This window comes from Streptomyces sp. NPDC018019, from assembly GCF_044327805.1.
GTDB lineage: Bacteria > Actinomycetota > Actinomycetes > Streptomycetales > Streptomycetaceae > Streptomyces.
This window is the reverse complement of record NZ_JBIRGD010000038.1, coordinates 22,438-36,302: the sequence shown is the minus strand read 5'-3', so window position 1 is coordinate 36,302 and position 13,865 is coordinate 22,438. Positions and strand designations below refer to the sequence as shown.

At 71.7% G+C, this 13,865-nt stretch carries 10 protein-coding genes; 5 read left to right on the top strand and 5 right to left on the bottom strand.

Annotated elements, in window-relative coordinates; all coding sequences use genetic code 11:
• Positions 1-334: 334 nt before the first annotated feature.
• Positions 335-3,475: an isoleucine--tRNA ligase gene (gene ileS, locus ACH4FX_RS38490; RefSeq protein ID WP_398486147.1), complete on the bottom strand. Its 3,141-nt coding sequence runs from the start codon at positions 3,473-3,475 to the stop codon at positions 335-337.
• 678 nt (positions 3,476-4,153) lie between these two features.
• Between ileS and ACH4FX_RS38485 the strand changes: the two genes are divergently transcribed.
• The 4 genes from ACH4FX_RS38485 (at position 4,154) to ACH4FX_RS38470 (ending at position 8,554) form a co-directional block, all read left to right on the top strand.
• Positions 4,154-5,005 (top strand): TraR/DksA C4-type zinc finger protein, encoded by an 852-nt coding sequence (locus ACH4FX_RS38485; protein ID WP_398486146.1) that lies wholly within the window; start codon positions 4,154-4,156, stop codon positions 5,003-5,005.
• 160 nt (positions 5,006-5,165) lie between these two features.
• Positions 5,166-5,822: a signal peptidase II gene (gene lspA / locus ACH4FX_RS38480; RefSeq protein WP_398486145.1), complete on the top strand. Its 657-nt coding sequence runs from the start codon at positions 5,166-5,168 to the stop codon at positions 5,820-5,822.
• A gap of 61 nt (positions 5,823-5,883) precedes the next feature.
• Positions 5,884-6,825 (top strand): RluA family pseudouridine synthase, encoded by a 942-nt coding sequence (locus ACH4FX_RS38475; protein WP_398486144.1) that lies wholly within the window; start codon positions 5,884-5,886, stop codon positions 6,823-6,825.
• 127 nt (positions 6,826-6,952) lie between these two features.
• The gene (locus tag ACH4FX_RS38470) at positions 6,953-8,554 is read left to right on the top strand and encodes a Na+/H+ antiporter (protein ID WP_398486143.1); all 1,602 of its coding nucleotides are present in this window, start codon (positions 6,953-6,955) and stop codon (positions 8,552-8,554) included.
• Positions 8,555-8,563: 9 nt separating this feature from the next.
• On the opposite strand, the gene ACH4FX_RS38465 is transcribed toward ACH4FX_RS38470, so the two are convergent.
• Positions 8,564-9,682 (bottom strand): mechanosensitive ion channel family protein, encoded by a 1,119-nt coding sequence (locus ACH4FX_RS38465; RefSeq protein WP_398486142.1) that lies wholly within the window; start codon positions 9,680-9,682, stop codon positions 8,564-8,566.
• Between the two features lie 103 nt (positions 9,683-9,785).
• On the opposite strand from ACH4FX_RS38465, the gene ACH4FX_RS38460 reads away from it, so the two are divergent.
• Entirely contained in the window at positions 9,786-10,400 is a 615-nt protein-coding gene (locus ACH4FX_RS38460) for a dienelactone hydrolase family protein (RefSeq protein ID WP_398486141.1), read from the top strand.
• 18 nt (positions 10,401-10,418) lie between these two features.
• On the opposite strand, the gene ACH4FX_RS38455 is transcribed toward ACH4FX_RS38460, so the two are convergent.
• From ACH4FX_RS38455 to ACH4FX_RS38445, 3 genes are all read right to left on the bottom strand, one after another.
• On the bottom strand, positions 10,419-12,068 hold the full coding sequence (locus tag ACH4FX_RS38455) for an alkaline phosphatase D family protein (protein ID WP_398486140.1): 1,650 nt from the start codon (positions 12,066-12,068) through the stop codon (positions 10,419-10,421).
• Between the two features lie 103 nt (positions 12,069-12,171).
• Positions 12,172-13,017 (bottom strand): thioredoxin domain-containing protein, encoded by an 846-nt coding sequence (locus tag ACH4FX_RS38450; RefSeq protein WP_398486139.1) that lies wholly within the window; start codon positions 13,015-13,017, stop codon positions 12,172-12,174.
• Between the two features lie 56 nt (positions 13,018-13,073).
• Positions 13,074-13,814: a hypothetical protein gene (locus ACH4FX_RS38445; protein WP_398486138.1), complete on the bottom strand. Its 741-nt coding sequence runs from the start codon at positions 13,812-13,814 to the stop codon at positions 13,074-13,076.
• Between the last annotated feature and the right edge of the window lie 51 nt (positions 13,815-13,865).

Genomic DNA, 13,865 nt, shown 5'->3' with positions numbered 1-13,865 from the left:
GGTTTCCCCGGGGCCCAGTTCTTTGCGTTGGGCCGGGTTGGGTACGCGTCTTGCGCGGTCTTTCCGGTGGTGAGGGGCTCGGGGCGACACAGGGGTCACTCTCCCCCAGCCTTCGGCCGGGAGGTGCCCCCACGGCACCGTGCACGGCGTCCAGGGGGTGATAGTCAACCCAGACACCCGGCTGCCTGCGGGGAGCCCCCTGTATGTCCCGAGCCCGCGCCGTTTGCGGCTATCCGCGCGGTTTGGGCTGGTGTGCCACGGACGCGCCGCTTTTCGGGTACGGGAACGGCCCCCGACGCGTGGTGCGTCGGGGGCCGTTCCGCGGGTTGGGGGCTTACGCCTCCGTCTTCCTCAGCCGGAACGTCAGGGACAGGCTCTCGTCCTCGAACGCCGGGCCGTAGGTGTCGTCGGCCTCGCCCTGGGCGAAGTCCGTGGCCAGGACCTCCTCGGAGATGAGGGACTGGTGGTCGGTCAGGGCCGTGCGGACCTCTTCGTCGGTGGTCCGCCAGCGCAGGGCGATCCGGTCGGCCACGTCCAGACCGCTGTTCTTGCGGGCCTCCTGGATGAGGCGGATGGCGTCGCGGGCCAGGCCGGCGCGGCGCAGGTCCGGGGTGATCTCCAGGTCGAGGGCTACGGTGGCGCCCGCGTCGGAGGCCACCGACCAGCCCTCGCGCGGGGTCTCGGTGATGATGACCTCGTCGGGGGAGAGGGCGACCGCCTCGTCGTCGACGGTGACGGTGGCGGTGCCTGCGCGGAGGGCGAGGGAGAGGGCCGCCGCGTCGGTCTCGGCGATGGCCTTGGCGACCGCCTGGACGCCCTTGCCGAAGCGCTTGCCGAGGGCCCGGAAGTTGGCCTTGGCCGTGGTGTCCACCAGCGAGCCGCCCACCTCGGAGAGGGAGGCGAGGGTGGAGACGTTCAGCTCTTCGGTGATCTGGGTGCGCAGTTCGGAGGAGAGGGCTTCGAAGCCGGAGGCCGCGACCAGGGCGCGGGAGAGCGGCTGGCGGGTCTTGACGCCGGACTCCGCGCGGGTGGCGCGGCCCAGTTCGACCAGGCGGCGCACCAACTGCATGTGGGTGGAGAGCGTGGGGTCGATGAGGGCGGGGTCCGCCTCGGGCCAGGTGGAGAGGTGGACGGAGTCGGGGGCGTCGGGGGTCACCGGGACGACCAGGTCCTGCCACACGCGTTCGGTGATGAACGGGGTGATGGGGGCCATCAGGCGGGTGACCGTCTCGATGACCTCGTGGAGGGTGCGCAGCGCCGCGGCGTCGCCCTGCCAGAAGCGGCGGCGGGAGCGGCGTACGTACCAGTTGGAGAGGTCGTCGACGAAGGAGGACAGCAGCTTGCCCGCGCGCTGGGTGTCGTAGGTTTCGAGGGCGTCGGTGACGCCCTGGGTGAGCGCGTTCAGTTCGCTGAGGAGCCAGCGGTCCAGGAGCGGGCGGTCGGCCGGGGCGGGGTCGGACGCGCTGGGGGCCCAGTGGGAGGTGCGGGCGTACAGGGCCTGGAAGGCGACCGTGTTCCAGTAGGTGAGGAGCGTCTTGCGGACCACCTCTTGGATGGTGCCGTGGCCTACGCGGCGGGCTGCCCAGGGGGAGCCGCCGGCCGCCATGAACCAGCGGACCGCGTCGGCGCCGTGCTGGTCCATCAGCGGGATCGGGTCCAGGGTGTTGCCCAGGTGCTTGGACATCTTGCGGCCGTCCTCGGCGAGGATGTGGCCCAGGCAGACGACGTTCTCGTACGACGACTTGTCGAAGACGAGGGTGCCGACGGCCATCAGCGTGTAGAACCAGCCGCGGGTCTGGTCGATCGCCTCGGAGATGAACTGCGCGGGGTAGCGCTTCTCGAAGAGTTCCTTGTTCTTGTACGGGTAGCCCCACTGCGCGAACGGCATGGAGCCGGAGTCGTACCAGGCGTCGATGACCTCGGGGACGCGCGTCGCGGTGCCCTGGCAGGTGGGGCAGGGGAAGGTGACGGCGTCGATGTACGGGCGGTGCGGGTCCAGGCCGGACTGGTCGGTGCCGGTGAGCTCGGTGAGCTCGGCGAGGGAGCCGACGCAGGTCAGGTGGTCCTCGGCGCAGCGCCAGATGGGCAGCGGGGTGCCCCAGTAGCGGTTGCGGGACAGCGCCCAGTCGATGTTGTTGTTCAGCCAGTCGCCGAAGCGGCCGTGCTTGACCGACTCCGGGAACCAGTTGGTGTGCTCGTTCTCGCGCAGCAGGGCGTCCTTGACCGCGGTGGTGCGGATGTACCAGGACGGCTGGGCGTAGTAGAGGAGGGCGGTGTGGCAGCGCCAGCAGTGCGGGTAGCTGTGCTCGTAGGCGAGGTGCTTGAAGAGCAGGCCGCGGGCGTCGAGGTCGGCGACGAGGTGTTCGTCGGCCTTCTTGAAGAACTGGCCGCCGACGAGGGCCAGGCCCTCCTCGAAGGTGCCGTCGGAACGCACCGGGTTGACGACCGGCAGGCCGTAGCCGCGGCAGGTCTTGAGGTCGTCCTCACCGAAGGCCGGGGCCTGGTGGACCAGGCCCGTGCCGTCGTCGGTGGTGACGTACTCGGCGTTGACGACGAAGTTGGCGCCCTCCAGCTCGACCAGGTCGAAGGGGCGGCGGTAGGCCCAGCGCTCCATCTCGCGGCCGGAGAAGGTGTGGCCGGTCGTGGTCCAGCCCTCGCCGAGGGCCTTTTCGAGGAGGGGCTCGGCGACGACGAGCTTCTCCTGGCCGTCGGTGGCCACGACGTAGTCGACGTCGGGGTGGGCGGCGACCGCCGTGTTGGAGACCAGCGTCCAGGGCGTGGTCGTCCAGATGAGGAGGGCCGCCTCGCCGGCGAGCGGGCCGGAGGTCAGCGGGAGGCGGACGAAGACGGACGGGTCCACGACGGTCTCGTAGCCCTGGGCCAGCTCGTGGTCGGACAGGCCGGTGCCGCAGCGGGGGCACCAGGGGGCGACACGGTGGTCCTGCGCCAGCAGGCCCTTGTCGAAGATCTGCTTGAGGGACCACCAGACCGACTGGATGTAGTCGGGGTCCATGGTGCGGTACGGGTCGTCCAGATCGGTCCAGTAGCCCATCCGGGTGGTCAGCGCGGCGAAGGCGTCGGTGTGGCGGGTCACCGACTCGCGGCACTTGGCGTTGAACTCGGCGATGCCGTACGCCTCGATGTCCTTCTTGCCGTTGAAGCCCAGCTCCTTCTCGACGGCCAGTTCGACCGGCAGGCCGTGGCAGTCCCAGCCGGCCTTGCGGCCGACGTGGTAGCCGCGCATGGTGCGGAAGCGGGGGAAGACGTCCTTGAAGACGCGGGCTTCGATGTGGTGCGCGCCGGGCATGCCGTTGGCGGTGGGCGGGCCCTCGTAGAAGACCCATTCGGGCCGTCCCTCGGACTGCTGGAGGGTTCGGGCGAAGACCTTCTGCTCGCGCCAGAAGTCGAGCACCGCGTGCTCAAGGGCGGGCAGGTCTACCTGGGCGGGTACCTGGCGGTACTGGGGCTGTGACATCGGGGCGTTCCTCCGGCGGACACCTGCTGCGTTCTCCGTCCGGAGGGACGAGAGCCCGGGCCCCCGCGGTACCACCCTCCTTGGCGGTGTGCGTGCCACCGCCCCCTCATTGAGGTTGCGAAGCCGGTTCTACTGACCCGCGGGCCGTCTGCTGGCACCCGTGGGCGTTCTTCCGGCGGCTCCGGGGTGATCTTCACGTCGTGCACGCCTCCGGGCTCGCACCGTCCCCGGCTCGCTCATGGCTGCGTACGACGCTACTCGTCCCATCCGCGCCTTTCGCTGCTCCCCGAGCTCCCGGCCTCTCCCCGGCCTTCGGCCGGGAGGTGCCCCAGAGCAGGGGTGCCCCCACAGTGTACGGGGCACCGGCGGTGCCGGCCGACCGGTTTCGCGGGCTGCGCCGACTGAGGTAGCGGGCGCCGAGGGCGTGACCCGAATGGCGATACGCAGGGCGCGGGAGTCGGCGCCCGCACGACGGGCGGGCGGCGCCGGCGTCCGCGCGGGCCGTGGGCTGGGCGGATTACCCGGCGGGCAGGAGGGCACAACGGTTGCAGACCGGGCTCCCGCGGGGGGAGACCGGGTGGGAAAGGGCGGTGCGTCCCGTTGCCGCGTGCCTTGAGGCGATTTATCGTTCCGGTCACGATTCGCGAGCATGATCACATACGTGAAGGGGTCGCGGCCATGGTGGCGAAGAAGACCGCCGCGAAGAAGAGCACGGCGGATGCCGGAACGGCCGCGGCCGGGAGACCAGGGCCCGCGGCCCGCAAGCGGGCGTCCGCCGCCGCGGCGATGAGCGCGGAGGCCGTCCCGGACGCCCCGGACGAGGCGCCGGAGCCGCCGCAGCCCGGGCCGGCGGCCAGGAAAACGGCCAAGAAGGCGGCCGGGAAAACGGCGAAGAAGGCGCCGGCGAAGAAGGCGGCGGAGGAGGCCGGGGACCCCCTTCCGAACGGCAAGCCCGCGGCGAAGAAGGCCGCGCCCAGGAAGGCGGCGAAGAAGACCGCACCTGCCGAGAAGGCGGTGCCCGCGAAGAAGACGGGAGCCAAGACGGTGGTGGAGAAGCAGACTCCGGGCGGGGCACCGACCGCCGAGGCGGAACAGACCGGCCGGACCGGCCCGGTGCCCAAGGCCCGTACCGCGGACCCGGGCGAGCTGGCCGTACGGCCCGGTGAGGATCCCTGGACGCCCGAGGAGGTGGCCGAGGCCCGCGCCGAGCTGGACCGTGAGGTCGCCCGGCTCCGTACGGAGATCGAGGCGTCCGAGAGCGCGCTCGCCGGACTGATGCGGGACTCCGGTGAAGGCACCGGCGACGAGGCCGACACCGGTACCAAGAACATCACCCGTGAGCACGAGATGGCGCTGGCGTCGAACGCGCGGGAGATGCTGTCGCAGACCGAACGCGCGATGGAACGGCTGGGCGCGGGCACGTACGGCCTCTGCGAGAACTGCGGCAAGCCGATCGGCAAGGCCCGTATGCAGGCGTTCCCCCGGGCGACGCTGTGTGTGGAGTGCAAGCAGAAGCAGGAGCGACGGTAGCGGAGGCCGGCCCGCGCGGCGGGCCGGCCACCGCGCGCGGGGGAATCACCCGGGCACTACCGCCCCCGTACCGACGGCGTCCGCACGCCTGTGCCGTACCCTCGTGGTCAGCCGGGGGCGGCCTGGCGTGCAGGACTCGACGGGCTGAGGGGCTCACAACGTGGCAGAGGCGGAGCGCATCACCGGTACGCCGGAAACCGGGCCGGATTCCGAGCCGGGAGCGGCGGCGGTAGCGGGTTCCGGGGGGAACGCCGACGACACCGCGGCGCAGGAGCGGCGGCCGGGGCAGGAAGAGGTGACCGCCGGTGCTGCGGGCGCCACCGCGCGCCGGGGCAAGCGGCGGATCGTCGCGCTGCTCCTGGTCGCGGCCGTCGTCTACCTCCTGGACCTGGGCAGCAAGGCGCTGGTGGTCGCGAAGCTGGAGCACCACGCGCCGATCGAGGTGATCGGCTCGCTGCTGCGCCTGGAGGTGATCCGCAACCGCGGTGCCGCCTTCGGGATCGGCGAGGCACTGACGATCTTCCTCACCCTGATCGCGGTGATCGTGATCGTGGTGATCGCGCGGCTCGCCCGCAAGCTCTACAGCCTGCCGTGGGCCATCGCGCTCGGCCTGCTGCTGGGCGGCGCCTTCGGCAACCTGACCGACCGGATCTTCCGTACGCCCGGTGTCTTCGAGGGCGCGGTGGTGGACTTCATCGCGCCGACCCACTTCGCGGTGTTCAACCTCGCCGACTCGGCGATCGTCTGCGGCGGCATCCTGATCGTGATCCTGTCCTTCCGCGGTCTGGACCCGGACGGCACGGTCCACAAGGACTGACCGGCCGCCCGGCACCCGGTCCCGGGCGGGAGTGTCACCGGGGACTGCCATACTCGGTGGGGTGAGCACGATTCCCGAGATCCGCACCCTGCCCGTACCGGACGGCCTGGAGGGCGAGCGCGTCGACGCCGCGCTGGCCCGCATGTTCGGCTTCTCCCGTACGAAGGCCGCCGAGCTGGCGGCCGGCGGGAAGGTCCGGGTGGACGGCGCCGAAGTCATGAAGTCCGAGCGGGTGCACGGCGGCGCCTGGCTGGAAGTGGAGATGCCGCAGGCCGCGCCGCCGGTGGAGATCGTCGCCGAGCCCGTGGAGGGCATGGAGATCGTCCATGACGACGACGACATCGTGGTGATCGTCAAGCCGGTCGGCGTCGCCGCCCACCCCAGCCCCGGCTGGACGGGCACCACCGTCATCGGCGGGCTGGCCGCCGCGGGCTTCCGCATCTCGACCTCCGGCGCCGCCGAGCGCCAGGGCATCGTGCACCGTCTGGACGTCGGCACCTCCGGCCTGATGGTGGTGGCCAAGTCCGAGCGCGCGTACACCCTGCTCAAGCAGCAGTTCCGGGAGCGTACGGTCGACAAGCGCTACCACGCCCTGGTGCAGGGCCACCCGGACCCGCTCAGCGGCACGATCGACGCCCCCATCGGCCGGCATCCGCAGCACGACTACAAGTGGGCGGTGACGGCCGACGGCAAGCCGTCGGTGACCCATTACGACCTCATCGAGGCGTTCCGCGCGGCCAGCCTGCTGGACATCAAGCTGGAGACGGGGCGCACCCACCAGATCCGCGTCCACATGTCCGCGCACCGCCACCCGTGCGTCGGCGACCTGACGTACGGCGCGGACCCGACGCTCGCCAAGCGGCTCGGCGTCACCCGCCAGTGGCTGCACGCGATGCGGCTGGGCTTCGAGCACCCGGCCGACGGGCGCCGGGTGGAGTTCGAGAGCGCGTATCCGGAGGACCTCCAGCGCGCCCTGGACCGGGTGCGGGCCGAGAGCGCCTGATCCGCGGGACCGGCTCTCCGAGGGCCGGACGGCCGAGCGGCCGGACCGCTCGTCCGAGCGGTTTTCGCACGGTCCATGGCAGGCTTGGGACGGAACGTGATCGATTTCGACCCCGGAGCGCGCCACCGTGGACCAGCTGGCCCTGATGTTCGTCCTACTGCTCGGGGCCGTGGTCATGGTCCCGGTCGGCGACCGGCTGGGCCTGCCGTCACCGGTCCTGATGACGCTGGCGGGCGCGGTGCTGGCGCTGCTGCCGTTCGTCCCGAACGTCGAGGTGCCGCCGGAGTTCATCCTGCCGCTGGTGCTGCCGCCGCTGCTGTACGCCGCCGTGCAGCGCACCTCCTGGCGGCAGTTCACGGCCAACCTGCGGCCCATCTTCCTGCTGGCGGTGGCCCTGGTCTTCGCGACCACGGCCGCCGTCGCCGCCGTCGCGCACGCCGTCGTGCCCGGCATGCCGATCGCCGCCGCGGTGGTGCTCGGCGCGCTGGTCGCGCCGCCGGACCCGGTCGCCGCGACCGCCGTCGCGGGCAAGCTGGGGCTGCCCCGCCGCATGGTCTCCATCCTGGAGGGCGAGGGGCTGTTCAACGACGTCACCGCGATCGTGCTGTACCACGTCGCGCTCGCCGCGGCCGTCAGCGGCTCCTTCTCGGTGCCCGCCGCGGTCGGCTCGCTGGTGCTGTCCGCGGTGGTCGCCATAGCGGTCGGCCTGGTGCTGGGCTGGGTCACCAACAAGCTGATGGGCCTGCTGGGCGACCCGACGCTGCAGATCGGTCTGACCCTGCTGGTGCCGTTCGTCGCGTATGTCCTCGCCGAGGAGTTCGAGGGCTCCGGCGTGCTGGCGGTGCTCACCACCGCGCTGTTCCTCGCCGAGTACGCGGTGGACGCCGACGACGTGATGGGCCGGCTGGCCGGCTACACCTTCTGGGAGATCGTCGACACCCTCGTCACCGGCGTCGCCTTCGGGCTGATCGGTCTGGAGCTGCACAACGTCATCAAGGCCGCGTCCGGCCGCTGGGGCGAGATGCTCGGTGCCGGCGCCGCCGTGGTGGGGGTCGTGGTGGGCGTCCGGCTGCTGTGGCTGCTGCCCGCCGCCTGGCTGGCCAAGCGGATGCACAAGCGCCGGGACTTCGACGAGGACATCCCGATGAGCTGGCGGGAGACCCTGATCATGTGGTGGTCCGGGATGCGCGGCGTGGCGTCCGTCGCGCTGGCGCTGGCCATCCCGTACACGATCGACGGCGGCGCGGACTTCCCGGCCCGTGACGAGATCCTCTTCATCGCCTTCGCCGTGGTGCTCTCCACCCTCGTCGTCCAGGGCCTGTCGCTGCCCACCCTGGTCAAGAAGCTGCGGGTACGGGCCGACTCGGACGCCGAGGAAGAGCTGGAGCGGGAGCTGGCGCTGCGGGTGATCAAGGCGTCCAAGCGGCGGCTCAAGGAGATCCTGGAGGTCGAGGAGCTGCCGGAGGAGATCTCCGAGCAGCTCTCCCGGCGCGCGTACGACATGGGGGCGCGCATCGCGCCGGACATCGTGGACGACGACCGGCGCGACCACTTCGAGAAGCGCGTCACGCGCATGAAGAAGGTGCAGCGCATCCAGAGCGAGATGCTCTCGGCCGCCCGCCACGAGGTGCTGTCGGCGCGCAGCGAGCCGGGCGCCGACCCGGAGATCGTGGACCGGGTGCTGCGCCAGCTGGACATGCGCAGCCTGCGGGGCGCGCCGCTGCCGTAGGGCGGGCCGTCAGCTGTCCAGGCCCGGTCCCTTGTCCAGCGTCCCCGGGGCCGACCGCCGCCCGTCCGCCGGCCGGGTGGTGTCCTCCGCGCCGCCGGGGGCGACGGCGGTGGCGACCCGCGGCAGCGCGTACGGGTGCTCGGCGCGCAGCCAGTCGATCATCCGCTCGCGGACCTCGCAGCGCACCGACCAGATGGCGTCCGAGTCCCGGGCGGTGACCAGGGCGCGCACCTGGATCGTGGTGGGGGTGGTGTCGGTGACCACCAGGCTCCAGCCGCGGCCGTCCCAGTCGGCGCTGTTCTGCAGGATGTCGTGGAGTTTGTCGCGCATCTTCTCCACCGGCGCGGCGTGGTCCAGGTGGAAGAAGACCGTGCCGGTCATCTGCGCGCCGCCGCGCGACCAGTTCTCGAACGGCTTGCTGGTGAAGTACGACACCGGCATGGTGATCCGCCGCTCGTCCCAGGTCCGTACGGTCAGGAAGGTCAGGGTGATCTCCTCGACCGTGCCCCACTCCTTGTCCACGACCACCGTGTCACCGATGCGGACCATGTCGCCGAAGGCGATCTGGAGGCCGGCGAAGAGGTTGCCGAGCGTGGACTGCGCCGCCACACCGGCGACGATGCCCACCAGCCCGGCCGAGGCCAGCATGGACTGGCCGACGGTGTGCATCTTGGGGAAGGTCAGCAGCATCGAGGCCGCGGCGACGACGATGACGATCGCCGTGACCACCCGCTGGATCAGCGTGACCTGCGTACGGACGCGGCGCACCCGGGCGGCGTCCCGCGCGCCCGCCGCGTAGCGGGAGTACGAGGACTCCACGATGGCCGCCGCCGCGCGGATGGCGAGCCAGGCGGTGGCCGCGATCAGGACCAGCGAGAGGATCTGGCCGAGGCCGGCCTCGTGGTTTTCGATGAACTTCAGACCGGTTCTGTCGTAGAAGCCGCGCAGCAGCGCGGTCACCAGGACCAGCTGCAGGGGGACGCGGCAGCGCCGCAGCAGGCCCCACAGCGGCGTGTCCGGGCGGGCCGTGTCGGCGCGGTGCAGGGCCCGGTCGGCCAGCCAGCCCAGGATGAGCGTCACGACTATGGAGCCGCCTACGACGATGAGCGGACGAAGCACGTCCTCCATGGACACTCCGGTCCTCCTAGTGTGATCAGCTTCGTGCCGTTACCTACTGACCGTAACTGGCACGATGGTGGAAGTGCGATCCAACGACAGGGAAGTGAATCCAGTGGCCTCTTCGCCCGCCTCGCCGTCCGCGCCGTCCGCGAAACCCTCGACGGTCGTCCTGTTCCACTCGGTGTGCGGCCTGCGGCCCGCGGTGCACGCCGCCGCCGACCGGCTGCGCGGGGCCGGACACGAGGTCGTCGTCCCGGACCTCTTCGACGGGCGGACCGCCGGCACCGTCGAGGACGGCGTGGTGATCAAGGACGAGATCGGCAAGGACGAGCTGCTGCGCCGCGCGGTGACCGCCGCGGCGCCGTACTCCGACCGGGGCGTGGTGTACGCGGGCTTCTCCTTCGGCGGCGCGGTCGCCCAGAATCTGGCCCTGGCCGACGACAAGGCGCGCGGCCTGCTGCTGATGCACGGCACCTCGGACCTCACCGACGACGCGGCGGTCGACGAGCTGCCCGTGCAGCTGCACGTCGCGGACCCGGACCCGTTCGAGCCGCACGACTGGCTCAACGCCTGGTACCTGCGCATGGGCCGGGCCGGCGCGGACGTGGAGGTCTACCGCTACCCCGGCGCCGGTCACCTGTTCACCGATCCGGACCTGCCGGATTACGACGAGGAGGCGGCCGAGAGCGCCTGGAAGGTCGCTCTCGGCTTCCTCGACTCGCTGTAGAACGGGGCGTCGGCGGGATCAGCCCACCGGCCGGCCGGCGCGCTCCACCCGCTGGGTCCCGGAGAGGGTCCGGTACGAGCGCGCCGGCGCGGTGGTGGCGTGCGGGTCGCTCCGGTCGGAGATGGTGAAGTAGTCCATCTGTGTGCGCTCGGCGGTCACGTCCAGGACGCCGTAGCCGTGCGAGTCCATGTCCAGCCACTTCACGTGGCGGTTGGCGGCCCGGACGGCGGCGACGCCGGCCAGCGAGACGGTGTGCGGGGCGACGTGCAGGAAGTCGTCCACGTTGTCGGAGGTGACCGAGGTGACCACGAACTCGGTGGCGACCGGCGGTGTGGCCGGGTAGGTCGCGGCCTTCACCGGCACCTCGTTCGCCCAGGCCATGTGGATGTCGCCGGTCAGGAAGACGGTGTTGCCGATCCCGCGGTCGCGCAGGTGTTCCAGCAGTTCGCGCCGGTCGTCGGTGTAGCCGTCCCACTGGTCGGTGTTGACCGCCAGCCCCTCCTTGGGCAGGCCGAGCAGCTCGGCGAGCGGCGCCAGCAGGTGGGCCGGTACGGACCCGAAGGCGACCTGGGAGATCATCACGGAGGTGCCGACCAGCCGCCAGGCGGTGTCGGAGCGCTCCAGCCCGGCCTTGAGCCAGTCCAGCTGGGCCCGCCCGGTGAGCGAGCGGAACGGGTCGTCCACCTTGCCGCTGCCCGGTTTGGCCTGCTCGTCGCGGAACGACCGCAGGTCGAGCAGGTGCAGATCGGCCAGCTTGCCGAAGCGCAGCCGGCGGTAGGTGGTGCCCGCCGTGGAGGTCCGTACCGGCATCCACTCGAAGTAGGCGCGCTTGGCGGCGGCCATCCGCGCCGCCCAGTCGCCCTCGGTGCCCGGGGTGTGGTTCACGGCGCCGCCCGACCAGGCGTTGTCGGCGAACTCGTGGTCGTCCCAGATCGCGATCATCGGATGCGCGGCGTGCAGGGCCTGGAGGTCGGGGTCGGTCTTGTGGACGCCGTGCCGGGTGCGGTAGTCGGCGAGCGTGATGATCTCGTGGGTGGGGGAGTGCTGCCGTACGACGCCGTCCGGGCCGGGGAAGCCGCCGGTCGCGTACTCGTAGAGGTAGTCGCCGAGGTGCAGCACCGCGTCCAGGTCGCGGCGGGCCGCGAGGTGCCGGTACGCGGAGAAGTAGCCCGCCTCCCAGTTGGCGCAGGAGACCACGCCGAAGCGGATGTTGGGGGCCTTGGCGTCGCGGGCCGGAGCGGTGCGGGTGCGGCCGACGGGTGAGTGGGCGCCCCCGGCGGTGAAGCGGTAGTAGTAGGTGGTGGCGGGGGACAGCCCGCGTATGTCGGCCTTGACGGTGTGGTCGGCCGCAGCCGTGGTGGTCGCGGTTCCCCGCGCGACCACCGAGCCGAAGTCCCGGCCCGTCGCCACCTCCCAGCCCACCGTGGTGTCCGCGCCCCGGCCGGAGCCGGGCACCGCCCCGGGCTCGGGGGTGACGCGGGTCCACAGCAGGACGCCGTCCGGGAGCGGGTCGCCGGAGGCCACGCCGTGCTGGAAGGTCTGCGGTGCGCTGCTCGTGCGGGTCTGGGCGGCGCGGGCGGGGCCCACGGCAGCCAAGGGCAGCAGAGCGGCGGAGGCGGCTGCGGCCGTAACGGCGGTGCGACGTGAAATCTGGTCATGATCGGTCACGGCCGATCACCATACTGTCGGGTAAGGACCTACGGGAGGGCTTCTGCACGAAGTTCGCCCTCCCGTAAACCGCCGTCCGCCGGACCGGTGCCGGCCCCCGTGCCTACTTCTTCGCCGGACCGAACTCGTCGTCGATCATCTTGTTGAAGTTGGCCGTGGCGAGTTCGTAGTACTGCTGCTTGGTCATCTGCTGCTGCGGGACCGGCGGCAGCTTCAGCTTCTTGTCGCCGTGCAGGAACGCCGGGGTGCCGGTCACGCCCTTGCGGCCGAAGAGCGCCGTCATCTCCATCGTCCACCGGTCGTACGTGCCGTTCTGCACCGCCGCCCGGAACTTCTCGTTGTTCTTCAGCTCGGGCACCTGGTCGGCCACCGCGAGCAGCTTCGCGTCCTTGGCGTACGCGTCGTCGGTCTCCTCGGGGTGGTTCTTCTCGGCGTACAGCGCGGTCTTGTACTTGAGGAACGCCTCCGGGCCGACGTTCAGGGCCGCGCCGAGCGCGCTGAGCGCGTTCTTGGAGCCCTCACCGCCCTGCCCGCCGTCGATGAACGTGTACATGGTGAAGCGGATCTTGTAGCGGCCGTCCTCCATGCCCTTCAGGAGGGCCGGGCCCGCGCTCTGCTCGAAGCTCGCACAGGCCGGACAGCGGATGTCCTCGAAGACCTCCAGGGTCTCCTTCGCCTCCGGCTTGCCGATGACGATCTCGGTGCCGTTCTTGCCGCTGGTGTGCGCGGGTTTGACCAGATCGGCCTCCTTGGCCGCCTCCCACCCGGTGGGCTCGTTCGCCTTCATGATGCCGAAGCCGATACCGCCGGCGACGACGAGCACACCCACCACCGAGGCCGCCACGATCAGTTGCCGGCGGACCTTCTCCTTCTTCTTCTGCCGCTCGCGCTCGGCGCGGATGCGCTCACGGGCCGCCTGCTTGCTCGTCTGGCTGTCGCGGTCGCTCATGGTGTTTCCCGACTCCCTGTCCCGATCGTCTTGGTACGTGCCGTGGTGCGCCGCCTTCAGTACGCGGCGGCCACGGGCCGGGGCGGACCGCGCCGTACGACGCAGTGCCCGAGCCGGGGGAGCGGCCGGAGCCGGGGGAGAGGGTGAACGGGCCGTACCCGGCGGCAGAGCGCGAAGGGGCCGACGGCGGACGTGGCGGTCGCGAGCAGCAGCGGCCGGAACGCGAAGGCCGGTACGGCGCGCAGCAGCCGCTCCAGCGCGGCCTCACCGCGCCACAGCCAGACCGCGGCGAGCAGCCCGACGGCGATGTGCGCGACGAGCAGCAGCCAGGGGATCATCGCCGAACCGGCCGGCGGCACGGGCAGGCCCGGGTGGGCCTCCCCCAGAGTCCGAAGGGCATGGGAGGCGCCCCCGTGCCGGGCGAGCGGCGTGCCCAGCCCACCGCCACTGCACAGCAGAGCTACGCCGACCGAGTGGAGCGGTCCGGTGACCGGGCCGCCGGCCTGCCCGTAGCAGGCGTGCTGTCCGGTGGTGAAGACGGTGTCGGCGGCCAGCTCGACGGGGACGAGGAGCCCGGCGATGTGCCGGAAGCCGCGCTGCCGGCCGGCCGGTGCGTACGCGAGCGCGAACACCACGGCGGCGACCGGGACGAGTGTGGACAGGGCCACCGGGGTACGGGAGAGCAGAACGTGCGAGGAGGCGGCCAGGGTCACGCACAGCGCGGTGAACGACGCGGCGCGCACCGCGCGCAGTTGTCCGCCGGACGGCGCCCCCGGCCGTGCCCCGGTCCGCTCCATGCCCGGAGTCTGCCATGAGCACGGCGATTCGCCGGGTCAAGATTTGGCATC